A 25,164-nucleotide genomic window follows, 5' to 3' on the forward strand; every position below is an offset into this window, starting at 1 on the left:
GAACTTTAATTAAGGGGAGAAAACAGAGAATGAATAATAAAACATTATTAACATCTCTAGCTGCGTCTGTTGCTTTTATGTCAATGACTGCAACTACTGCTTTGGCTTATGATAAGAACCCACCGTTCAAACTCAATAAGCTAAAGAAGTATACAGAAGTTGATGCTAACGGCAAGAAAACAGTTGGTTATGAACCAAAAAATGATTACAATGTATTCATTAACTACGAACTAGGTATGCACTGTGTTGGTTTTAGTATGGATTATTGTTGTGTGATTCCACCATACAACTCGATCCAAGCTCAAGCTATTACAACAGGTAAAAGTGGGAAGCTACCGAAGCTTTTAAGTCCGGATGATGATGTTAAACTTTATTACTACACTAAAGACAACTCTTATAGTGAAGGTAATAAAATGAGATATTGGAACGTTGCCAAAGATACTGATGGTGACGGTCACTTAGATTCTGCAGGTGATAATGTTGCAAACTACGTTTGGACACACCTTTTTATCTATAAAGATCTTGAGGGTACTATCCCTGCGGGTGTTACTGACAAAGATCGTCTACGTGTAGGTATGCAAATTCCTGTAAATATCGATGCTGGACCTTCTGGTAAACCACTTTCTGGTGGATACTTGGATTATGCTGGAAAAGATGGTACAAACGTTGTTATGACTGACACACTTGTTCCACCTGTTAAAAATGTTAAGCTTGTTCTTACTGCTTCTCACCTATGGGATGCACTTGGACTTCCTTTAACTGCGTTTAATGACTCTACAAGAAGAGGAACAATTCGTTCTGTTACTGAAAAAGATTTTCAACCATTCCAATACTCTACTGTTGAAATGCATGATAGAACTGGTAAAGGTATGAAAAACACTGACGGTACAGATGTATCTTACTTCGGTACAAACCCTGTTGATATTCCTAACTGTTATGCTTGTCACTCAAGAAACGGTAAGGCTGCTCAAATGGCACGTGACGAAGGTTTAAAATATAGTGATCAAGAATATGATTACTGGAAGAAAACTTACTCAGATGAGAGTGAGTATATGGCTAGACTTTCTGAAGCAAGTATCAATATTCTTTCACTTCACGATGCTCACCATGGTACTACATTCTTAAGTGATTTCAAAGCGAATGCTTCAAGTAACAGACTTGGTAAAACTGGTATGGTAAACTGTGCTGACTGTCACGGTGATAACGTTTCTGGTAACTTACAAGAGCCTCGTCCGACGGCAACTGGTTATAAAGCTGTTAAAGCAAAAACTTTAACTGAAGCTATTCACGGTTTCCACTTAGCTATGGTTCCAATGCCTGATGCTGCTGGTCGTTCACAAGCGTGTCAATCTTGTCACCCTACACACTTCCAAAACCCTAATATGAATGATGACTCTAATCCATTTAGAGTAACAGACAGATACGGTGAAGGTCGTTTTGCTAAAGGTGATATCAGACAATCTGGCGGTGGATGTTATGTACGTCGTGATGCTCACTCTAATCCAAATGCTAAACCTCCATTCTTCTTAAATAACTACGGTAAATGGCAATATCAAAATGTTGCTAAAAAAGACGAACATGGTAAAGATGCTGGTGAGTTAAGAGGATTATACTGTACTAACTGTCATACTAAAGTTGCTCAAGAGTTCCAAAACTATGACAACCTTACACATGATTCTAAACAAGAAGGTAAAACTTTAAGAAATAAATCTCTTAAAGAGATGATTGATGTTATTGCTGGTGGCGATGCTAAGAAATTTGCTGCACTTGCAGATCCAACATCTACTGGTAACAACGAAGTTCTTAAATACTATACTGAGCATAAATCTGCTACTTTAGTTAAAAATGCTGGTAAAGACGGTGCTTTAGATCTTAAACCTTGGAATCATCCAGAGGGTGGAGATGTTCCTTATGCAGCGGCTTCTGGTGGTAATGACTGGTGGTTAGCAGCAGCTGAGCCTCATTGTGCGGATTGTCACTTAGCTCCATTCGTTGAACAAGATACAGGTGGAAAATACTTCCCAATCGATTTACCGAATAAATACTCACTATTTAGATACTCTAAAGCGCATGGTGATATTGCATGTCAAACTTGTCATGAGTCTACACACGGACTTTATTCAACAAGATATGACGGTAAAGAGCGTTCTGTTGATGTAACGACACACGAACAAGCACTTCAATACTCACCAGATGGTGAATATGCTGGTCCTGTTACATGTTCTGCATGTCATACAGTTAACGAAAAAGGTGTGCCATTGCAACTTCAAGGTACTGAGTACGAAAATGATTACTGGGCTTCAGTAACATTAGCGCACTACATGAGAGGCGGAGACCAAAAACTTTCTGTGAAACAATTAGTAGAGAAATATCCATATGATAAAGCTGCTAAAGTTGTAAGAGACGGTTGGGAATAATCCAAATCAATAAAACTATCCCTTTAAGGGGTAGTTTTTATTTTAGTTAAAGTGTATGTTTATAAATTTTAACTAGAATAAAATCTGCATTATGAAGTAATTGGAGTAAATCTTAATTTTTTATGGCTAAATATTTTCAATATTTGCTCATCAAAACAAGGGAACCGCTCGCAAAGCGATGTTTCTTTAGAAAGGGATTTACACTGCAAGAAGGAATTTTTATGAATAAATATATAGGCTCATTATTGGTAGCTTCATGTCTAAGTGTGTCTTTGTCGGCTGAACTTGTAAAAAGTTATTTTGAAACAGGTGAGCTCAAAGCGGAAACAAACTATAGAGACGGTACAAGAACAGACAAGAGAGAAGGTGTTAAAGAGGGTATTGAAAACATATACTATCAAATGGGTCAGCTTGCATATAGCGTGAATTATATTGACGGAAATCGTGATGGTGAACTTGTCTGGTACGATAAACAAGGACGCATACTTGCGAAAATGAATTACGATCATGGTAAAATGCAAGGGCAAGAAACAGCGTATTTTGTAAACGGACAATTAAAACATGAAGTAAATTATGTAAATGATAATAAAGAAGGTTTACAAAAAGAGTATTTTGATAATGGTCAGTTAGCTTTAGTAGTTCCATATAAACACAATAAAAAAGAGGGTCTACAAAAAGAGTATGATGAAAATGGAAAATTATTTAGTGAAGTAACATATAAAAATAACTACAAAGAAGGGTACCAAACATGGTATGATGCTTCAGGTAATGTTATTAAAAAAGAGTTCTTCAAAAATGACAGACCTGTTAATCTTATGAAAGAAGTTCAGAAAAAACAAGAAGATCAGACTGAAATTATCATCAAAGATTTAGATTTCTCTCCTCAAAAAGCAAAATAGTATTAGAAAAAGCTATTTTGCTACCATCCATTATCTTTACTTTATTAGAATTATTTTTTTAAAAGGATAAACATATGAAACAAGTTTTATCGCTATTTAGTTCCATGAAAACAATGGCAGTTTTAATGTTGATATTTGCATTTTCTATTGGGTATGCAACGATCATTGAAAACGATTTTGGAACAATGACGGCAAAGGCTGAAATTTATAATGCCAGATGGTTTGAAGTACTTTTAGGACTTCTTGCATTTAATCTATTTTTGAATATTATCAACTATAGAATGTTTACGGCAAAAAAAGCTCCTATTTTTATTTTTCACATAGCTTTTTTTGTGATCTTATTTGGTGCCGCAATTACTCGTTATGCAGGCTTTGAAGGTACTATGCATATCCGTGAGGGTTTAACGATGAGTTCTATTTTAAGCTCTGAAGTTTACTTGGATGTGACGGCAAAAGAGAAAACTGATTCTGCTTCATCTGAACAAAAAGTATTTCTCTCAAAAAGAAGTACTAATAATTTAGGTACTCAATTAACTGTAAACGATAAAAATGTAGATGTAAAACTTGTGGAATATATTCCTGATGCAATAGAATCTATCGTTGCAGATCCAAACGGTAAAGCAATGTTAACCCTTATGGTTACAGGTGGTGGACAAGGGCAAAAAGTAGCACTTGCAGAGGGTAGCTACTATGATGCAGGAAATTTTGTACTTGACTTTGGAAGCGGAAGCACGTTTAATAAACCTGTTATATCTATATTTATGAAAGATAATGCACTATATATGAAGCATGATATGAAACTTTCATATTTTAAAATGGCTGATCGTTCTAAAGGTGAGCTTGTTGCAAATGCTAATGAAGTGTTCAATACAAGAATGCTCTATAGTACAGATCTTGGAAGCTTTGTTTTAAGAGAATTCTTGCCAAAAGCGGTGAAGAAAATTGTAAGCGATCCAAATGCAAAAGCGAAAATGGCAGGACTTGACGTACTCCGTTTTAATGTTAGTGTCGGTGATACATCAAAAGAGGTACTTTTATACGGAAGACAGGGTGTTGAAGGTGTACAAGAACACGTAAATCTAGATGGAGTAGATGTAAGTCTTCGTTATGGTGCAAAAGAGATCCCCGTACCACTGAGTATTACATTAAAAGATTTCCAACTTGACAGATATCCTGGTTCAATGTCTCCGGCATCATATGCGAGTGAGGTACAAGTGGTAGATAAAGAAAATGGAGTTGATATGCCATATAGAATTTTTATGAATCATGTACTAGATTATAAAGGATACAGATTTTTCCAAGCATCTTACGATCGTGATGAAAAAGGTACTGTACTTTCGGTAAACCATGACCCGGGAACACTTCCTACATACTTTGGATACTTTTTATTAGCACTTGGAATGTTCTGGTCACTTTTTTCTAAACATAATAGATTTTCAAAACTTGCGGCTAAAGCAAAAAAAGCGGCTGAGTGCCAAGTAGTACCTGCATTACTGGGAGTATTTTTAGTACTTGGTGTTACTAACGTAAAGGCAGATGTCGATCCTGCAATCAAAACTATGCTTTCTTTCGATAAAGCACATGCTGATAAGTTTGGAAAGCTAATTGTCCAAGATACGCAAGGACGTATGAAACCGCTTGATACTTTAGCTACAGAAGTTCTTGCAAAAGTACACAGAAGTGCGAAACTGAATGTCGGCAGTGAATCTCTTGATCCAAACCAGGTAATAATCGGAATGATGATCAGACCTGATATCTATAAAGATGTAAAACTGATCCGTACAGGTGATCCGAAAGTGAACGAGATCCTTGGTGCTGCAAAAGATGCAAAATATGTATCGTTTGCTCAGTTTTTCCATGATCCGGACAATATGCGTGGATATAAACTTGCAGAAGTTGTAGATGAGGCGACAAGAAAAGCACCGAAAGACAGAAACAAGCTAGATAAAAAAGCTTTAGAAGTTGATGAAAAAGTTAATGTTGTATATATGGTATTTACAGGTACACTCATTAAAATTTGGCCAAAACCTCAGGATGAAAATAATAAATGGCTTGCAACAATTGATGCTATAGAGACATTGGCACCTCAATATACGTTTATTATCAAGACATTGGCATTTGATTATTTTACGGCAATTGACAAGGCTACACAAGACGGTAACTGGACGGATGCGGATAAAGCTTTAGAGCATATTGAAAAGTACCAAAAAGATTTCGGTAAAGCTGTATACCCAAGTGCAAACAGTATAAAAGCAGAAATTTTCTACAACCATGCGAATATTTTTGAAAGACTATATCCTCTGTATCTAATTATGGGATTTATTCTTTTAATTCTTAGTTTTATTAAGATAGTTAAACCGACGTTTAAAATGGGAATCGTGGCAAAAGGCTCACTTTATCTTTTAGTGTTGTTCTTTATTGCACATACTATTGGTCTTGCTCTTCGTTGGTATATCTCCGGACATGCTCCATGGTCAAACGGATATGAGTCAATGATCTATATCGGTTGGGCGACGGTTCTTGCAGGATTTATTTTCTCTAAACGCTCACCAATGACTTTGGCATCAACATCAATCTTAACTGGTCTTATTCTATTTGTAGCGCACTTAAATTGGATGAATCCTCAAGTCACAAACCTGGTACCTGTACTTAACTCTTACTGGCTAAGTATTCACGTTTCGATGATTACAGGTTCATACGGTTTCTTAGGTCTTGGTGCATTACTTGGGTTCATTACATTATTACTGTTTATCTTTAAAACAAAAGCGAATGAAAAGCAGATCTCTCTATCTATTAAAGAGTTAAATGCTATCAATGAGATGAGTTTAATGATAGGTCTTGCAACACTGACAGTTGGAAACTTCCTAGGCGGTGTCTGGGCAAATGAATCTTGGGGACGTTACTGGGGCTGGGATCCAAAAGAGACTTGGGCACTTGTAACTATCTTAGTGTATGCAGTTGTAGTTCACTTACGCTTTATCAAGTCAATCTACAATGAGTTTAACTATAGTGTAATCTCACTATTGGCATTTACATCGGTTCTTATGACATATTTCGGAGTAAACTATTATCTTGCAGGTATGCACTCATACGCAAAAGGTGACCCGGTGCCGATTCCTGATTTTGTACCGATAACTTATGCTATTATTTTTGTTGTAATTGCACTGGCATTTAGAAATAGAAAATTAGCGTAAGGATTTACTTGGAATTTAACGGTTTTAGTAAAAAGACACTACCGTTTTTAGAGTCTATTCGACAAAATAACAACAAAGAGTGGTTTGAAGCTCACAAATCAGAGTATCAAGAACTCATTTTAAACCCGTCTCGTGCCTTTGTGGAGGAGATGGGTGAACACCTCATGGCTTTAGAGCCGACAATCAATTTCGCACCGAAAATCAACCAATCGCTTTTTAGAATCTACCGTGATATCCGTCGAATGGGATCAAACAAGCTTCCGATCAAACACCGTATTGGGATTATATTTTGGCAGGGAAGGGCAAAGAGACTGCAAAGCTCCTCTTTTTATATGCACTTCTCTCCCGATGAGCTTTTTGTAGCTGTTGGTGTACGTTGGTTTGAAAAGCCTCTGTTAGATGCTTATAGAGAGTATATCAAGAATGATAAAAAACGTGCAGAGCTTGCAGAGATTTTAGAAAAGATCACTTCAAAAGGTTATAACATAATTGAAAAAGGGTACAAAAGATACCCTAGGGGATTTGATAAAGAGATGGAGAATGTAGAACTTTCTCTATATAAAGGGATGGCTACATACAAGACTCTTGATCCTCATTTGATTGAAGAGGGTGAAAAGCTAATAGATACTTTGTATAATATCTATGAAGATATGCTCCCATTGCAGCAGTTTATGTATGAAGTAAGCCTAAGAGTAAAAGATGAATGAGAAATTTTTTGAATATTCCTTACCTGAAGTAGATAGTGAAGAATTTACAACTTTACTTGAACATAAAAATGTTAAAATTAGCCGCATAATAAGTAATACTTTACAAACAGAACAAACATTTTGTTCTGAAAAAGATGAATGGGTAATTGTTTTGCAGGGGTGTGCAAAGTTAGAGATGAATTCTCATGTTCATAAACTTAGAAAAGGCTCTAGTCTGTTTATCCCTGCCGGTACTGAGCACAAATTACTAAAAACTAAAAAAATTGTCGTATGGTTGGCAGTTTATATAGATTAGGATAGAGATGAAAAAAGAAGCAGTATTGTTATTAAATATGGGTGGACCTAACAACCTTGAAGAGGTTGAAGTGTTTTTGACAAATATGTTTAACGATAAAAATATTTTGACGATGAAAAGTTCTTTACTCAGAAAGTTTATCGCTACAATGATCACTTTTACAAGAACGGAAAGTTCACAAGAGATATATAGAGAACTAGGTGGAAAGTCTCCACTTGTCGGACATACTCAAAAACTTGTCGATAAACTGCAAGCAAAACTGGGTGATAATGTGATCGTTGATTTTGTTATGCGTTATACGCCCCCGTTTGCTCCTGAAGTCATAGAAAAACTCTCTAAAGAGAATGTAGATAAAATTTATCTGATTCCAATGTATCCTCAGTACTCTACAACAACGACGAAATCATCTTTAGAAGATTTTGAAGAAGCTTATCATGATAGTGAGGGTGATGCACTTGTAATTGAGATCAAACACTATTTTGAAAATGAAAAGTACAATAAAGCAGTCCTTGAAAAGATCAAAGAGAGTATAGGGGAAGATAAGTATGAAGATTTTGACATTATTTTCTCAGCACACGGATTACCTCAAAAGATAGTAGATGCAGGTGATGTATATGAAAAGCATGTAAATCGTCATGTAGATATTTTAAAAGAGATGATGGCAAAAGAAAATATGAACTTTCACGAGGTGCATTTAGCATATCAATCAAAAGTAGGGCCTATGAAATGGTTGGAACCGTCTTTGGAGGATAAGCTTAAAACTGTACGTAACCGCGGTGTGATTATCTATCCTATCGCTTTTACGATCGACAACTCTGAAACAGACTTTGAGCTCGATATTGAGTACAGAGAAGTTGCAGAAGAACTGGGATTTAAAGAGTACAGAGTTGCAAAATGTCTCAATGACAGCGACCTTTTTGTAGACGCACTTTTAGAGATATACGAGAAGATGAGATCATAATGCAAAAGATAGTTATCTTTGATATGGACGGGACTTTAATAGACTCGAAAAAAGATATCACTATCTCTATTAACCATGTTCGCGAACTTAATCATGGACTTGAGCCTTTGAGCGAAGATTTTGTTGTAGAGGCTATTAATATGCACCAGAGAAATCTGGCAAAACTTTTTTACAATACAGACTTGTATGAAGAGCGCGATCGTGTGATTTTCGAGAAGCATTATAAAGAGCAATGTATTCAAAATCCGTATCTTTATGAAGGTGTCGAGGAGCTTTTACATATTTTAAAAGAAAATGATGTGCAACTCTCTGTAGCTACAAATGCACCTACTGTTTTTGCACAAACAATGCTGGAATCTTTAAAAGTTAAAGAGCTTTTTGACGTTATCATAGGTGCGGACAAAGTTGAAAAATCAAAACCGAATCCGGATATGCTGCATCACATTTTAAACAACTATAAGTATTCAAATATACAAGACCGTGCATGGATGATAGGTGATAATTCCAAAGATATGGAAGCTGCTCATAATGCCAACATAGATGCTGTATTTGCTGCATGGGGATTTTCAAGTTTCGGGACTCACGATTTAATAGCATATACTCCACACGAGGTTGCTTCTATAGTTTTATAAAAAATTATGATAGAATAAGCTACACAAGAAAATAATCTGGAGCGTTTGATGGTATCCGCAGATTTTTTAGTTAGCTTTTCCTTTATGGCATTACTCTTTTTAAGACAGGTATATATTCTAAAACAGCCTAATAAAATTAATTATGCTCCATTGATGCTTTCAATCGGTTTTATAGCAACTCTTTTACACTTTCTTACATATCAAAACAACGATATGATGGCACTAGTACGTGAATCTTTACTCCCTTTACTTGTTTCGTTAGTACTCTTTTTTATTATGAATATTTTACATCAAACACAACAATCAGAACTTGCCAAAAATCAAGAGCATTTTGCTAAAACTCTTGCAAATGAACTTTCTGAATTAAAAACCTTTATTCTTGAGCTTGAAAAAAGAATGATACAGGCACAGCAAGAAGATAGGGCATCACAAGAAGAGATAATAGGTAAGTTTAAAAGTGATCTAAGTGCACTTGAAAAAATTTTATCCAACCAAATGAAGTTTGTAGATATGTTTAAAGATGTTGAAGACTCTTTGGCAGATGTTAAAAAAGAGTATAAGTACTTCAGTGAAGTACAGGTACCGGAACTTGATAATGTTGTGCATAAACATATAGATATATTACGTGTTTCAGAACAGGAACATTTTAACAGCATAAAGTCAATTTTGACAAATAAAGAAGAGATGATAGATATCTCTAAAGAGGTTGAAGAGCTTAAAAGAAATATCGAAGGTATAAAAAATATCTACAGTGAAATAGCTAACTCTATCGTACAGCACACACTCTCCCAACTCTCCGGAGTTACTAAGTCGTACGAGAATCAAATAAACCTTTTAAAAGCGCATAGTGAAGGGATTAAAACTACACTGAGTGAAGACGATACTCTTTTAACAAACATTCGTGCTCAGAGTGAAATGCTTTTAAAACAGATGAGTTTAATGGCAAACAAAATGACTGATTTTCAAATGAAGCAAGCAGAATTTAGTGACGTTTATAAAAATGTAGCAGTACTTATAAACGATATTGAAGCGATTAAGTCAGACTATGTAAAAGCGCAGTCACAGCTTTCAAAGATCTCAGTAGAGCTGCTTGAGACGAAAGATGAAAAAGTTGCCGAGATGAAACAAAATTTAGATGAAATAAGTGAGAAGCTTTCAAACAAGATAGATGAATCTTTGGAAAAGCTCCATGAACATTATCATATCGCTAGAAAAGATATTACTCAAAGTGTTCAGTTATTGAGCAAAAAAGCACAATTGCAAAGAGGATACGGGGAGAGTTAAAGTGGTGAAATACCACTTTAAAAATGCTTACTTTGTCTGTGTAGAGTGTTCTTTGTATTCTTGCAGCATCTTGTCAAGAATAGTGAAAAGAGTTTCACTTGCATTTTCCATTTTAGTAAACTCTTCTATAATAACCGGATTGTTTTTTTCATCATAACCGTTTTCAGCAATTGCAACAGCTTTATGCGCAGCATCGTGCACGACTGTATGGGCTGCTTTTAGTTGTGAAAATGCAGATGTAGTGTCGCCGAATTTCTCTTGAGCATCTTCTGCTTTCCAATGTGTTAAGCGACATGAACCGCGATCTTTAAGATCTGCAGCTTTTTGATGTTTCATCACATGGCTAAACGCATCAGATTTAAAGAGGATATGATCGATTTTAACAAGTATAACCATTAAGCTGCTTTCTAGATCTTGGGCACCTTGTTTCATTGAATTGGCATTAAGATTAAAGTTATCAAGAACACTTTTGAAGCTTTCAATCATCTGTGTAGCTTCATCTGATACCTTGCTCATTACATCTGCGGCTTCAGATATAGAACCAGTTTCTTGTTGTAATGTTTGGATAGAGATACTAATCTCGCTTGTTGCTTTTTGTGTACGCTCTGCAAGTTTTCGTACTTCATCAGCAACAACGGCAAATCCGCGTCCATGTTCACCGGCACGAGCAGCTTCGATAGCGGCATTAAGCGAAAGAAGGTTTGTTTGTTCTGCAATATCTTTGATTAGATTGATCACTTCACCAATTTCGTTTGTTCTGCTTTGAAGAGAATCAACTGCTTGGTTGTTGTTTTCTATAGATTCCGTCAGTGTAGAAAGTTTTGTAATGATTTCATTGGCTTCATTAATACTTTGGTTTGACGCTACAGCAGTTTCATCTGCTTTTTCAGCTGTTTCATTGAGTTGTTGCACACCTTCGGCAAGTTGTGTTTGAATCATACCAAAGCTTACATTTAGAGGTTTACCCGTTTTACCGAGTTCTGCAGCAAAATTCTTTTCTTTTTGCGTAAGATATTCATCCCTCATGGCATCTAGTGCCTGATTGATTTTATTTGCAGTTTTTTCGTATGTATAATTTAAACCATTGGCATCAACTCTTCTGAAATATTTGTTTTTAGATGCATAGTCAATTGATGTATTTACCTCTCTCATAAATACTTCTAATTGATCCATAAAATAGTTGATGTCCCAAGCTAGTCTTCCAAGAGTTCCTTTTTCATCTATATGTGTTAAACGTATTTCAAAGTCACCCTGTAATGCACTTTGAAAAACTTTTTGAGATTTTTCGATATTTTTCTCAGCTTTTTTAAGATAAACAAAAATATAAATAGCTAAGAAAATATTTGCCAGATTAAAAAGCATAGTTACTATGTGAAAATCATATAATAATGAAGTAATACCGGTAGTAATAAAAACTGTAATTAAAATAGCTATATTTGCGTAATGGACTTTAGACAGTGAGGATAAATTCTTCATAGCTCACTCCTTTTTCTTTTAATAAATTATTTAGATATTCTATTGATGCTTCCATACCGCGATTTTTTTCAATTTGTAATAATGTTGCATAAAGATCGGAGATAAAGCTTATTGCTTCTTTTGAAGGTTTACGTCTTACTGAAAAGTAACCGATAATATTGTCATTTTGATCAAATGATGGAGTAACATTTGCAAGGACCCAATAGTAAGAACCATCTTTAGAAAGATTTTTTACATATGCATTAATCTCTTCTTTTGATTGAACTGTATCCCATAAAAGTTTGAAAATTGCTCTAGGCATATCAGGATGTCTTAGTATGTTATGAGGTTGATTTAAAAGTTCTTCCTCTTCATAACCACTCATACGGATAAAGATCTCATTTCCATATGTGATTTTTCCCTTTTTATCTGTTTTAGACACAATGATCTCATGATCGTTAAAAGTTATTTCGTTATTTCTAGGTATTGGTCTTACCATTTTTCCTCCATGAAAAAAGAGTGTAATTTTAGCGAAACTAAAATAAAGGTAATGTAAATGTAATCAACTGATGTTATAGTTTAAAATTTTTAAATTTAAAATAAGTAGCATATGCAACTTTTTAATATTTGATTAAAGTTGCATATGCTACTATTTGAGATATATTTTGTTGGAGGGATAATGTCTTATACTTTAGAAAACTCTATAGGCTACCAAACAAACTTGGTAGCTACAATGTTAAAAACAAGCTTTACAAAATTGCTGCAGCCACGTTTTGGAATTGCGGCAGAGCAGTTTGCAACGCTAAAAATAATTGATGAAGATCAAGAAGTTACACAAACGCAAATGGCAGAGATGTTAGGAAAAGATAAAACGACAGTGGGGCGTTCTATTGAGTCTTTAATCAAAAAAGATCTTCTAAAAAGGGAAGATTGTTCTTTAGACAAGCGTGCAAACAGGATCTCTTTGACTCCAAAAGCGAAGGAGATTCTAGAACAGGCAGTACCTTTGGCACATAAAGTAAACGAAGCTATCAAAGCAAAACTGAGTGAAGAAGAGTTAGAAAGCTATTTTAGAGTTTTAGACATTATCTTACAAGAGAGTAAGAATTTTGAAGAAATTATAGGAGAAAAGTAATGGGTACAAAGTTGATGAAATTTTCATTAGTCGCTTGTTTATTAGTGGGAAGTGCATTAGTGGCACAAGAACAGGCGAAACAACAACAGATGGCACCAAAAGTAGATGTATATATTGTTAATGAACAAAAACAAGTGCCGGTTTCTTTAGAATATCCTGCACGTATAAATGCTGCAAAAGAGGTAACAATTACTGCAAGAGTATCCGGTGTTTTAGAACAACAGCTTTATACGGAAGGTGCACAGCTTACTAAAGGTTCTGCAATGTATAAAATTGAGCCGGATATTTATGCAGCAGACGTTGCAAGTAAAAAAGCTGCACTGGCTGTAGAGAATGCAAAGTTTGAAAAGGCACAAAAAGATTGGGAACGCGCTCGCGGTCTTTATGAAGAAAAAGCAATTAGTGAACAAGATAAAGACAGTATGTACTTCGCATATTTAAGTGCTGAGGCAAATGTAAAAGTAGCACAGGCTGAACTTCAAAAAGTACAAGTAAATTTAAACTATACAAATGTACCTGCAACAATTGACGGTATTGCAGGGAAAAGAATGGTTGATGTAGGGGATTATGTAACTGCAGGTACAGCTTTAGTACAAATGCGTCAGACAGATCCTATATATGCGGAATTTTCAATTCCAGAGATTTCAAAACTGAAACAAAAATATTTACTTGCAAACGGAACTTGGAATAAACTGCAAGATGCAAAATTACAAGCGGTTCTTGTAATTGATGGGAAAGAGTATACTCAAAAAGGGTATGTAGATTTCGTAGACAGCCGTGTAGATGATGCAACTTCGACAATGAAAGCACGTGCAGTATTTAAAAATCCTGATGCACAGCTTGTAGCAGGTGAGTTTGCGAAGATTAAAATTATAGGTGTAGTTTCAAATAATGTGCTTGCTGTTCCGCAGCAAGCAGTACTGCAAAATCCTCTAGGTACTATTGTTTTTGTAGTAGTTGACGGAAAAGTAGGTGTAAGACCTGTAAAAATTATTGAGGCTTCAGGTGATAAGTTTATTGTTTCAGGTGTAGCACCAAAAGATGTAGTGATTGTAAATAATTTTTTTAGAATTAAGCCAAATACTCCTGTAACGATAGATAAAACTATTAATACTCAGGAAAAATAATGTTTTCTAAATTCTTTATAAATAGACCGATATTTTCGGCGGTTTTATCGATAATTATCATTATCGCCGGTGTGATATCTATTAAATCACTACCGGTACAAGCATACCCAAGTGTTGTTCCTGTTCAAATTAACGTTCAAGCGACATATCCGGGTGCAGATGCACAGACGCTTTCAAAAACTGTTGCGGCACCTTTAGAAGAAGCAATCAACGGTGTAGATAATATGATCTATATGACATCGACAGCTTCACCGAGCGGTATTATTACAGTAAGTGTTTTATTTAAAATTGGAACAGATCCTGATCAGGCAAACGTAGATGTAAACAACCGTGTACAATTGGCAATTTCAAAACTGCCTCAAGCAGTTCGTGATCAGGGAGTGAGTGTTAGAAAACGCTCTCCTGATATGTTAAAAGTACTTGCTTTTACTTCCAAAGACCAAGTACACGATACGATATATTTATCTAACTACGTTCTTGTAAATGTTTTGGATGATATCAAGCGTATACCTGGAGTTGGTGATGCTTATATCTTCGGAAGTAAGGATTATGCTATTCGTGTATGGATTGACCCTGATAAGCTGGCAAACTATAATCTGACTATTACGGATGTGGTAGATGCTATTAAAAGTCAAAATAACCAGTACGCAGCAGGGCAGTTAGGACAAGAGCCTATTAACTCTCATCCTGTATATACGTATACTGTTCGTGCACAGGGAAGGCTGCAGTCTCCTGCAGAGTTCTCGAACATTATATTGCGTTCTAACAGTGATGGTTCAGCTCTGAAACTTAAAGATGTGTCAAACGTTGAACTGGGATCAGAGTCGTACTATTTCCAAGCAACGTATAACAAAGAACCAATGATGCCTGTAGGTATTTTCTTGGCACCAGGAGCAAATGCTTTAGAAGTTTCGGCTAAGCTTGATCATACATTGGAAGAGCTTTCGAAAAAATTTCCTGAAGATATTAAGATCAGCGTACCGTATGATCCAACGGAATTCGTAGAGCAATCTATTGAAGAAGTAATTTTCACACTTGGTTTGTCTATTTTACTTGTTGTTGCAATTATTTACTTGTTTTTAGGAAATTTTAGAGCGACAATCATTCCGGTTCTTGCAATTCCTGTTTCTATTATAGGGACGTTTGCAGGTTTTTATGCAATGGATTTTTCGATCAACTTGCTGACTCTTTTTGGACTCACGTTAGCTATTGGTCTGGTTGTTGATGATGCTATTGTTGTAATTGAAAATGTTGAAAGGATTCTCAAAGAGAATAAACATTTAAGTGTTAAAGAAGCGACAACTAAAGCGATGCAAGAGATCACTGGACCTGTAATTGCGATCGTACTTGTACTTTCAGCGGTATTTATTCCTGCTGCATTTATGGGTGGTTTTAGTGGAAAGCTTTATCAGCAGTTTGCCATTACAATTGTTATCTCGGTAACTATTTCAGGAATCATCGCTTTAACATTGACACCATCTTTATGTGCACTGTTCTTAAAACATGAGGAGCCTACACCGTTTTGGCCGATTCGAAAGTTTAACGAGTTCTTTGAAAAAGCTACTGAGAGTTTCACATCGGGTGTTAAACGTGTAATCCGTTTTAGCGTCTTTAATATCCTGCTCTTTCTAGTGATGATAGCTGGGGCGTATATGATGATGATGCGTTTACCTACAGGTCTTGTTCCCGGTGAGGATCAAGGGGTTGTAATGGTTATTCAAAATATGATGCCTGGAACTTCTTTACAACGTACTAAAGCTGTAACTGATGAAGTAAGTAAACAGTTTTTGGATGATCCCCAAGTAACAAAAGCTGCAGGACTTTCAGGTCTTGATATTACTACTTTTGCGTATAAAACGGATGCTGCAATTTCGTTTGTACACTTAAGCGACTGGAGCGAGCGTAAAGATGCGGCTTCATCAGCTTCTGCTATCGCAGGTAAATATATGGGAATGTTCTCACAAAACAAAGAAGCCTTTTTGTTTGTAGTGACACCTCCACCAATTAGAGGTATGAGTACGACAGGCGGATTTGAGATGTATATCCAAGATAGAACAGGGGGAGAATTAACAACTCTTAACGGTTATGTACAGGAGATTTTAAAACAGGCAAATCAACGTCCGGAACTTATGGGTGTTAGAACTACGTTAAACACAAATGTTCCTCAGTATATGATTACTGTTAATGAAGATAAAGCAAAAGCTTTAGGTGTGAGTACAGCTGATATATATACAACGCTTCAAGCAACATTTGGACATAAGTATGTAAATGATTTTAACCTTTTTGGGCGTACGTATCATGTAAACCTTCAATCGCAAAGCGAGTACAGAGAAGGTATACAAAACTACCAAAACGTTTTTGTAAAAGCTGTAGGCGGAGCATTGATCCCAATTAGTGAGATGGTAGAGATTAAACGTATAGTGGGACCAAGCATTATTCAAAGGTTTAATATGTTTGATGCAGCAAAGATCTCTGGTATGGCAAAACCTGGATACAGCTCGGGAGATGCTTTAAATGCGATTGAAGAAGTAGCAAATAAAGTTTTACCTGAAGGTTATACTATAAGCTGGGCAGGAACATCATATCAAGAGAAGCAGCTTGCAAATACAAAGAATATGGCATTTATTTATGCTATTATTTTTGTATTCCTAATTTTGGCAGCACTCTATGAGAGCTGGAGTATTCCGTTCGCCGTTATTTTAGCAGTACCTTTTGCATTCTTCGGAGCTGTGCTTGGTTTATGGCTAAGAGGATTAGAAAGTGATATATATTTCCAAGTAGGGCTTATTACCCTTGTAGGACTTTCGGCAAAGAATGCTATTTTAATGGTTGAGTTTGCAATGCAGCGTTTAAAAAGCGGATTGAGTTTGTTTGATGCAACGGTAGAAGGAGCAAAAGTTCGTTTTAGACCTATTGTTATGACATCATTTGCATTTATTATGGGTAGTTTGCCGCTTGCAGTAAGTATCGGAGCAGGTGCAAATAGCCGTCATATTATAGGTACAACGGTTGTTGGCGGTATGATCGCCTTAACATTGATCGGTATCTTTTTTGTACCGCTTTTTTACTATTTGATTATGAAGGTAAAAAGTAAATTTTATAACAAAGGAGGCTTAGATGAAAACTAAAACTTTGTTAGTACTGAGTAGTTGTGTTTTCTTTCTTTCAGCTTGTTCTTTAGCACCTGAGTATACAAAGCCTGAATTAGAGCTTCCAAAAGCGCAAGAGGAAGTAAAAGTTAACGTAGAATGGTTTAAAGCTTTCAATGATGAGAAGTTAAATCTTCTCATTACAGAAGCGCTGAAAAACAATGATGATCTTAAACTTGCAGTAGAAAACGTACAAAAAGCACGTGCACAGTATGATATTAGTGATGCAGAACTGTATCCGCAAGTCGATTTGGCAGCAGCTGCATCAAGACAGAAAAGAAGTCTAAATGCATTTCCAGGTTCTTTTGGCGGGATATATAATGATTACAGTATGAGTGCTTCTGTTGCTTACGAGATTGATTTGTGGGGGAAAAATTTCAATCAGAGGGATGCTAATTTAGCAAACTATCTGGCAGTAGATGCGAATAAAGAAACAGTTCGCATCTCTTTAATTACAGATGTTGCTTCCTACTATTTTAATCTTGTAGCAGCAGAGGAACAGATTCGTATAGCAAACGAGAATTTAAAAAACTACGAAGAGACTTTAGCATATAGAGAAAAAGAGTATAAATACGGTGTTATCGATTCTTTGGTAGTTGCTCAGACAAAAGCAGAACTTGCTTCGGTAAAAACAACTATAGAAGCGCTCAATGTTACAAAAGTAAAACTGCAAAGTGCTTTGGTTGTTTTACTTGGACGTTCACCTAAAGAGATATTTGAAAGCAGTATAGCAACAAAGACAAAGTTACCTGAGTTTATAGAGATTCCTGCAAATTTACCGACAAATCTTTTACAAAATCGTCCGGATATTAAAGTAGCAGAAGAGAATTTAAAAGCCAAGACTGCATTGATTGGTGTTGCTAAAGCAGCATATTTTCCAAATATCTCATTAAGCGGAAATGCAGGATTTCAAAGTCAAAAGTTCAGTAATCTCACAAGTAATGATTCACAAGTATGGGGAATTGGACCAAGTATATATATGCCATTATTTGATTTTGGAAGAATCTCTGCAAGTGTGGAGATGAGTAATTCAGAACAAAAAGCAGCTTTAATTATGTACTCTAAAGCTGTTAAAAATGCTTATAAAGAAGTATATGATTCATTACAGTCAATGAAAGCTATAAAAGCAAAACAGGCAGCTGTTGAGCAGCAAGTAAATGCCTATCAAGAAGCTTATGATGTTGCTAACAAAAAGTATATGGTTGGAACAACAAGTTATTTAAATGTATTAATAGCTCGTAATTTATTACTTAACAGCCAACTTTCGTATGTTACGACAAAATCACAGCTATTGATTGAAGAGGCGACTTTTTATAAAGCACTTGGCGGCGGTTGGTCACAAAACTAAATAATTAAAGCTATAAAACGTACTTATTGCTCTTTAAGAGAGCTTGTCTTATACTTATCCATAGAACAAATTCAAGGAGTATGGTATGAGACAGTATGAAACATATAGATGCAGTGTATGTGGTAATGAAGTAGAAGTACAGCATGTCGGAGGCGGTACACTTGTATGTTGCGGTAAACATATGGAATGTATTACAGAAGATCTCACAGCTGTAAATCTTATGAAAGCATTTGCAGGTGAATCTCAAGCTAGAAACAAGTATGAATTTTTCGGAGAACTGGCTCGTGAAGCAGGATGGCATGCAATAGCGGATCATTTTGCAGAAGCTGCCATGAACGAAAAATACCATGCCAAAGCAGAATATGAAGCATACAACAAATTGAAGTACGGCATCGAGATGCATGAAACTCTGAAAAACCTTGATATAGCCATAGAGGGTGAACATTACGAACATACACAAATGTACCCGAATTTTGCCGAAATAGCAGAAGCTGAAGGGCATAAAGATATAGCACGTCTTTTAAAAGCGATTGCAAAAGTGGAAGTGGAGCATGAAAGGGAATATGCTGCACTCAAAAAAGCGTTGGAAGATGAGGGCTTTTTTAACAGTAATGAAGACGAGTACTGGGTATGTGAGGTATGTGGTCATGTTCATCGTGGTAAAAAACCGCCTAAAGCGTGTCCTTTATGTAAAGTACCTCAAGAGTATTTTAAAAGGGAACATCTTTATTAAAAATAGGCTTTTGCCTATTTTCAAGTTGAAACAACTTTATTTCTACCGCTCTCTTTTGCTTTATAGAGATTATCATCCGCACGTTTTAAAAGCGATTCTATCGTATCACCTTCACTATATGCAGCTACTCCGAAACTAGATGTTTTATGACCCACTGTTGTAAAGTTGTAGGCGGCAACTTTTTCTCTAAGATGTTCTGCCAAATCATATGCACCTTTAAGGTTGGTATTTGTACAGATGATAAGGAATTCTTCACCACCCCATCTACCGATGATATCGGTGTTTCTTATATTTGTTCTTAAAAGTTTTGTCAACTCTATAAGAACAGAATCCCCAACTTGGTGTCCATATGTGTCATTGACCGATTTAAAATGGTCTATGTCAAGGATGATTAAAGACAACTCTACATTGTAACGCGCAACTCTTTGAAACTCCTCTTCCAAGGTTTTATCAAGTTTATGTCTATTGTAGATATTAGTTAGTTTATCATGCTCGGAAATTAATTGATAAAGTTTTTTACTTGTAATGTCTGAGGAGATAGACATATAGCCTGTGAAAATATGATGCTCATCATATAAAGGGAGGATTGTAGTTTCCAACCAAAACAGGTCACCATCTTTATTTTTATCTTGCAGTTCACCATGCCATGCATTACCGCTACTGATTGTATCCCAAAGTTTTCTATATGTTTCATGAGATGTATTGCCGCTTTGGAAAATAGAAGCTTTTTCCCCTATGAGTTCTGATCTTTCATATCCAGTTAAATTGCATAATGCTGTACTAATAGTGTTAAATCGTCCGTCAGTATCTGTTGTAAATGTTAATACATACTTATCGATAATATCTGTCTTTTTCAGGTTTTCATTTAAAGTGCGATGGAGTGCCTCTTGGATTTTAGCGGGTTTAAATGCAATAATAATTCCTGTTGGAACCGAGATAAAAAAGATTAGCAGTGCTAAGTATAATGTTAATTTGGAACTATCTTCATGTAATGATGCCAGATAGTTATCATGGGTACGTAGTACAAGGTGGATATCTTCACCATTTTTGAACACTTTTTCTAAAGAAAAAGAGTACATGTTATCTCTCTGATAGCTTTCATTTTGTAAAAACTTTTTGGGTGTTTCATTGACAAATTCATTCATTAATGTATATTTGGTTCCAAGGTAACGGCTCCAGGATTTTTTATTATCTGGATGAAGAATAAAATAACCCTCTTTATCAACTAAATATACATAAAACTCATTAGAGGTTTGCAGCAAGTGAAGCAGGTCTGACATATCAACATTGATAATTACTAGTCCCTGAGATTTATTTTTAAAAGTTACAGGTATGGAAATCCTCATAGTAGGGCGGTATGGTTCTTCGATCTTTTCATGCTCTACATTGAGATCCAGTTTGGAATACCAATATGTTCCATGTTCATGCTTAATAGTCTCTTTAAAGTAGTATCGTTGTGATTTATCCTGTAAATTTTTTTCATCAACAATAAAGGCTTTATTATTCCCTTTTTGTCTTTCGATACGGATAACTTCTTTTCCTTGTGAATTGATAAAACGAAGTTGAAAGTAAGCCTTATTTGCCATCAGTACATTTAAAAATAGCTTTTGTACTAAAGTGAGGTTTTCAACAGAAGAATCTTTTATATAATCAAGAAATAAAGGATTGTTTATGATCGAATAGAGATCCTGTTCTAAATGATGTATATAAAGTCTACTCATATTCTCTTGTGCTTCTACGAAATGCTGGGCATTTTTTCTAATCTCTTTGGTTATATTTTTAGATTGCACAATAGAGTTTATGAAAAATGTAGCAAAAGATACAACTAGACCAAAGAGAAGAAAATAAATGATGAAACGAAGATATATTTTACTATTCATTTATAGACTTCTCCAAAGTTGGTAACTTTATTGTACAACAAAATACAAAAATTTGAAAATTTAGTGATTTATTATAAGGTTAACTGGGATTACAATACAATTGCAAAATTTTTTGCAAGGACGATAATGAAGTTTTTTATTCTCTTTTTAACTATCTTTTCATCTTTATACGGAGTTGTAAGCGTTGCTCCGGTAGAAATAGGTAAAAATCCAGGTGTCAGCGGAGTCTTGGAAGCATCTATTGAAAATGCCAGAGGAAATACTGACAAAGACGAATATAAAGGTGGACTCAAAGTTCAATATGACAATAACAGCTCTTATGTGATATGGGCAGAAGCTAGTGTTAATTATGCTGAAGTTGAAGGTATAAAAAATACAAATAAGTCATATGGGCATTTACGTTATATCCATACTTTTTATGAGAAACAAGATGTCAATTACGAGTTGTTCGCTCAAGTACAAACAAACGAGTTCACAAAAATAAAAAACCGTTCATTAGCAGGTGGGGGGTATCGTTTTTATCTTGTTCATGAGTCGATGGGAAAACTGTTTGCAGGGATAGGTGGATTTTATGAATATATACAATATACGACAAATATAGACCCTCATGAAAATAATCTAAGAACTAATTTTTATTTATCGTATACTAATCAACTTGGAGATGACTCAACAATCAGTTATGTAGGATATTACCAGCCGAAATTTGGAGACCTGAACGACTACATAATTACAAATATTTTAGAGCTACAAGTACATATATATAAAAAGTTTTTTATCTCACTTAAAGTGAATTACGATTATGATTCAAAACCTGCTGTCAGTGTAGAAAAAAGAGATTTTACTCAAACAACAAGTTTAATTTTTAAGTTCTAATACAAAGGGAAAAAGATTATATTTTTCCCTTTTATATCAATTAAAACTACTAAAAGACTCTCTTGATTAATTATTTGTTTTTTAATAAAATGGCATAACAAACAGAATATAGTTCATTACAAGTGAATGCCATGAAATACATAGTTTTAATACTCTTCCCTTTATTGCTTTTACAAGCTGTCGATAATACTGATTATAAAATAGGAAACGGATACTCATTTGACAAGATGCTGACAGTTGGTGGTTATTTTTCAACTGAATACGCACAAGGTGAATATGAACGTTCATTTAAAGTAGATGACGTAGCCGTAATGGCATACGGTGAACTAACACCGCAGTTAAACTATATGGTTGAGTTTGAAGCTGTGAGTTTTTATACTTATGACTTTAAAGCTCATAATGATAAAAGTAATACACCTTTTCATGCCGAGAGAGTTTATCTTGATTATCGTTTTTCAGATAATTTTGGAATACGTGCAGGAAAGCAGATTACGCCAATAGGTTATTGGAATTTTCAGCCTATTAATGTTTTACGTGACACAACATCAAATCCATTATATTCACGTTACCTTTTTCCAAAATTTCTTACAGGTATTGCACTTAGCGGTTTTTTAGGCAGTTCATACGATACAACATATCATGTGTTCGCACAAGAAACAGAGGATTTAGATAAATCTTACATCAATATCTCGACCGATCATTTTGTCGGGGCTACTTTAGAGCATGAGCTTACAATGGATAGTTCAATAGGTGGAGGAATAGGGCAGTTTACTACACTGCAAAATGAAACATATAATTTTGTACAAATTAATGCAAAATATACGGGTGAACCTGTTGAAGTAAGCGCAGAATATATGCTTCGAAAAAGTACTTCTAAAAACTTGCAAAACGACAAGTCTATGGGTGGTTATGTTCAAGTGCTTTATCCGTTTTCAGAACAACATGCATTAGTATCCCGTTATGAGTATTTTGATGATAACGACCTCATAGGTAAAGATCAGATTTTCCTTTTTGGCTACAGTTACAGACCGATTTATCCTGTTTCTCTAAAAGCAGAATATCAATGGCATGAACAAAGTAGCCAAAATAAATTGTTAGCTTCATTTTCGGTACTATTCTAATGTTAACGAGAACTGTTTTTTTCATCTTTTTCATGGCTGGCATTTTACAAGCAGCAGAGTATGCCGTCATTGTAAAAGCAGATTCTCCAGTGAATAAAATATCTCAGAACGAATTGCGCAATTTGTATCTTCGCAGACAAAACTTTATTGAAAATCAAAAAGTGATCCCTATAAATACGCTGGCTAACAATGAGGGACGCCTGGAATTTGAGCAACGTGTTTTAATAATGCAGCGTAATAAATTAAATAAGTATTGGATTAAGCAACATTTCAAAGGTATAACACCACCTTCAACAGTCGCTTCATATAAAGCTGCATTGTTATTTGTGAGTAATGTTGAAGGAGCAATTGCCTATATACCTTTGAGTATGGTAAATCAAACCGTAAAGGTGATTTATGAGTATTAAAATTAAAACTATTTTATTTCTTCTGCTTATCAGTTTAGTACCCTATACAATTACGATGTTTTTCTTTGGAACATCTCTGCAAGAAGAGCAGTTGCAACGTATTACCAAAGAGCTTGAAACACAGCTTGATATGACCAATGATCGTATTGACCAGCATATCAAAAATATTCAAGACGATCTTGCATTTATTGCTAAGTCCGAGATAATGACTGATATATTTACAGAAGACTTAGATCGTAGAATCAGCCGTTTGTTACAAAATAAAAAACAGGACTTACATCTAAAAGGAGATCTTTATATTGTCAATCTTGCAGGAAATATCATAGCATGCAGTGACTTTGCGCAGATTGGACAACAGTTTAATGACACACCTATATATCATATTGATGTCTATTCTCCGTTTGATCATTCAAAAATAGCAGTGTTGTACCTAGAATATGAACTGAGCAATCTTCAAACATATTTTCACAATACGGTAACACGTCAATATTTTATTCTTGATAGAGATGGAAAAACATTTTTTAGACCTTATGAGTTCAGTGAAAAAATTGCCGTTAAAAAAGAATTAAAAACACTCCCTTCTATCACAATTGTATTGGAAGAAGACAAAGATGAAGCATACGGAATTGTAAAAAAATATCGTTTATGGTTTTTTATTACTCTGCTTATCGGCGGTTTGATGATTTTACTGTTTGCTTTATATTTTGCAAACTCTTTAATCCGTCCGCTAAGCCGTTTGTCTAAGACGGCACGAGATATTACAGTAACGCAAGATTATACAACACAGGTAAGTGTAGAGAGTAATGACGAATTGGGTCAAATGGGTAATTCTTTTAATAAAATGATTTCAAGTATGAAAGATGCCATGGATGAGATTAGAGCCTTAAATACAGAGATCGAAGATACTCAACGCGAAGTTGTGTTTACAATGGGTGCCATCGGTGAAAGCCGATCCAAAGAAACTGGTAACCACGTCAAGCGTGTTGCAGAATATTCTCGTATATTGGCACGTCATTACGGACTGAGTCAAGAGGAATCGGAGATGTTAAAACAGGCTTCTCCTATGCACGATATCGGTAAAGTTGCAATTCCAGATGCTATTTTGAATAAACCGGGTAAATTTACGGATGAAGAGTTTGAAAAGATGAAAGAGCATGCGAGACTCGGATACGATATGCTCAACAGCTCTCATAGACCACTTCTTAAAGCTGCAGCTATCGTAGCACATGAACATCATGAAAAGTGGAACGGAAGAGGCTATCCTAGAGGATTAAAAGCTGAAGAGATCCATATATACGGCCGTATTACTGCATTGGCAGATGTCTTTGATGCTTTGGGTAGTGATCGTGTATATAAACAAGCGTGGCCGGATGAAAAAATCTTTTCATTGATTGAAGAGGAACGGGACGAACACTTCGATCCGGAACTTGTAGATATATTTTTTGAATACTTGGATGAATTTTTAGCGGTTCGTGAAAAACTCAAAGATACTTTTTAAAAAGAGTTCCAGATAGTACAAAGCAGTCTAAAAGCGAGACCTTTGTATA

The 25,164-nt window shown here is 35.3% G+C and carries 20 protein-coding genes; 17 read left to right on the top strand and 3 right to left on the bottom strand.

Going from position 1 to position 25,164, the window contains the following annotated elements; genetic code table 11:
* Positions 1-29 precede the first annotated feature (29 nt).
* The 8 genes from P6N22_RS01615 to P6N22_RS01650 all read left to right on the top strand — a co-directional run bounded on the left by P6N22_RS01615 (position 30) and on the right by P6N22_RS01650 (position 10,389).
* Entirely contained in the window at positions 30-2,417 is a 2,388-nt protein-coding gene (locus P6N22_RS01615) for a hypothetical protein (protein ID WP_280329548.1), read from the top strand.
* A gap of 221 nt (positions 2,418-2,638) precedes the next feature.
* Positions 2,639-3,316 carry a toxin-antitoxin system YwqK family antitoxin gene (locus P6N22_RS01620; protein ID WP_280329550.1) on the top strand — a complete coding sequence of 226 codons (678 nt, stop codon included), beginning with the start codon at positions 2,639-2,641 and terminating at the stop codon, positions 3,314-3,316.
* A gap of 74 nt (positions 3,317-3,390) precedes the next feature.
* Complete coding sequence (gene ccsA, locus P6N22_RS01625; protein WP_280329552.1) at positions 3,391-6,510, top strand: cytochrome c biogenesis protein CcsA; 3,120 nt, start codon at positions 3,391-3,393, stop codon at positions 6,508-6,510.
* Between the two features lie 8 nt (positions 6,511-6,518).
* Positions 6,519-7,217 (top strand): DUF2461 domain-containing protein, encoded by a 699-nt coding sequence (locus P6N22_RS01630; RefSeq protein WP_280329554.1) that lies wholly within the window; start codon positions 6,519-6,521, stop codon positions 7,215-7,217.
* Positions 7,210-7,512 carry a cupin domain-containing protein gene (locus P6N22_RS01635; RefSeq protein ID WP_280329557.1) on the top strand — a complete coding sequence of 101 codons (303 nt, stop codon included), beginning with the start codon at positions 7,210-7,212 and terminating at the stop codon, positions 7,510-7,512. Before P6N22_RS01630 ends, P6N22_RS01635 begins: the two co-directional genes overlap by 8 nt.
* Positions 7,513-7,519: 7 nt before the next feature.
* Positions 7,520-8,473: a ferrochelatase gene (gene hemH / locus P6N22_RS01640; protein WP_280329559.1), complete on the top strand. Its 954-nt coding sequence runs from the start codon at positions 7,520-7,522 to the stop codon at positions 8,471-8,473.
* Entirely contained in the window at positions 8,473-9,105 is a 633-nt protein-coding gene (locus tag P6N22_RS01645; RefSeq protein ID WP_280329561.1) for an HAD family hydrolase, read from the top strand. The genes hemH and P6N22_RS01645 overlap by 1 nt, the downstream gene beginning before the upstream one ends.
* An 84-nt stretch (positions 9,106-9,189) precedes the next feature.
* On the top strand, positions 9,190-10,389 hold the full coding sequence (locus P6N22_RS01650; protein WP_280329562.1) for a hypothetical protein: 1,200 nt from the start codon (positions 9,190-9,192) through the stop codon (positions 10,387-10,389).
* Between the two features lie 27 nt (positions 10,390-10,416).
* Here P6N22_RS01650 and P6N22_RS01655 read toward each other — a convergent pair whose 3' ends face one another.
* Both P6N22_RS01655 and P6N22_RS01660 read right to left on the bottom strand, forming a co-directional pair.
* Complete coding sequence (locus tag P6N22_RS01655; protein ID WP_280329565.1) at positions 10,417-11,865, bottom strand: methyl-accepting chemotaxis protein; 1,449 nt, start codon at positions 11,863-11,865, stop codon at positions 10,417-10,419.
* Positions 11,840-12,343 (bottom strand): PAS domain-containing protein, encoded by a 504-nt coding sequence (locus P6N22_RS01660; RefSeq protein ID WP_280329567.1) that lies wholly within the window; start codon positions 12,341-12,343, stop codon positions 11,840-11,842. The genes P6N22_RS01655 and P6N22_RS01660 overlap by 26 nt, the downstream gene beginning before the upstream one ends.
* Before the next feature lie 180 nt (positions 12,344-12,523).
* On the opposite strand from P6N22_RS01660, the gene P6N22_RS01665 reads away from it, so the two are divergent.
* The 5 genes from P6N22_RS01665 to P6N22_RS01685 all read left to right on the top strand — a co-directional run bounded on the left by P6N22_RS01665 (position 12,524) and on the right by P6N22_RS01685 (position 19,336).
* A complete protein-coding gene (locus tag P6N22_RS01665; protein WP_280329569.1) occupies positions 12,524-12,979 on the top strand; it encodes a MarR family transcriptional regulator in 456 nt (151 codons plus the stop codon).
* A complete protein-coding gene (locus P6N22_RS01670) occupies positions 12,979-14,106 on the top strand; it encodes an efflux RND transporter periplasmic adaptor subunit (RefSeq protein ID WP_280329571.1) in 1,128 nt (375 codons plus the stop codon). Before P6N22_RS01665 ends, P6N22_RS01670 begins: the two co-directional genes overlap by 1 nt.
* On the top strand, positions 14,106-17,234 hold the full coding sequence (locus P6N22_RS01675; RefSeq protein ID WP_280329573.1) for a multidrug efflux RND transporter permease subunit: 3,129 nt from the start codon (positions 14,106-14,108) through the stop codon (positions 17,232-17,234). The genes P6N22_RS01670 and P6N22_RS01675 overlap by 1 nt, the downstream gene beginning before the upstream one ends.
* Positions 17,224-18,603 (top strand): efflux transporter outer membrane subunit, encoded by a 1,380-nt coding sequence (locus P6N22_RS01680; protein WP_280329576.1) that lies wholly within the window; start codon positions 17,224-17,226, stop codon positions 18,601-18,603. The genes P6N22_RS01675 and P6N22_RS01680 overlap by 11 nt, the downstream gene beginning before the upstream one ends.
* Before the next feature lie 85 nt (positions 18,604-18,688).
* Positions 18,689-19,336, top strand: a complete 648-nt coding sequence (locus tag P6N22_RS01685; protein WP_280329578.1) for a ferritin family protein — start codon at positions 18,689-18,691, stop codon at positions 19,334-19,336.
* A gap of 20 nt (positions 19,337-19,356) precedes the next feature.
* Here P6N22_RS01685 and P6N22_RS01690 read toward each other — a convergent pair whose 3' ends face one another.
* Complete coding sequence (locus P6N22_RS01690; RefSeq protein WP_280329580.1) at positions 19,357-21,216, bottom strand: diguanylate cyclase; 1,860 nt, start codon at positions 21,214-21,216, stop codon at positions 19,357-19,359.
* Between the two features lie 126 nt (positions 21,217-21,342).
* Between P6N22_RS01690 and P6N22_RS01695 the strand changes: the two genes are divergently transcribed.
* From P6N22_RS01695 to P6N22_RS01710, 4 genes are all read left to right on the top strand, one after another.
* Positions 21,343-22,089, top strand: coding sequence for a DUF481 domain-containing protein (locus P6N22_RS01695; protein WP_280329582.1), 747 nt, complete (start codon positions 21,343-21,345; stop codon positions 22,087-22,089).
* Between the two features lie 131 nt (positions 22,090-22,220).
* Entirely contained in the window at positions 22,221-23,210 is a 990-nt protein-coding gene (locus P6N22_RS01700) for a porin (RefSeq protein WP_280329583.1), read from the top strand.
* Between the two features lie 32 nt (positions 23,211-23,242).
* Positions 23,243-23,617: a hypothetical protein gene (locus tag P6N22_RS01705; RefSeq protein ID WP_280329586.1), complete on the top strand. Its 375-nt coding sequence runs from the start codon at positions 23,243-23,245 to the stop codon at positions 23,615-23,617.
* Positions 23,607-25,115: an HD domain-containing phosphohydrolase gene (locus P6N22_RS01710; protein WP_280329588.1), complete on the top strand. Its 1,509-nt coding sequence runs from the start codon at positions 23,607-23,609 to the stop codon at positions 25,113-25,115. Before P6N22_RS01705 ends, P6N22_RS01710 begins: the two co-directional genes overlap by 11 nt.
* Positions 25,116-25,164 lie beyond the last annotated feature (49 nt).

The sequence above is a fragment of the Sulfurimonas sp. C5 genome, assembly GCF_029872055.1.
Classification (GTDB): domain Bacteria; phylum Campylobacterota; class Campylobacteria; order Campylobacterales; family Sulfurimonadaceae; genus Sulfurimonas.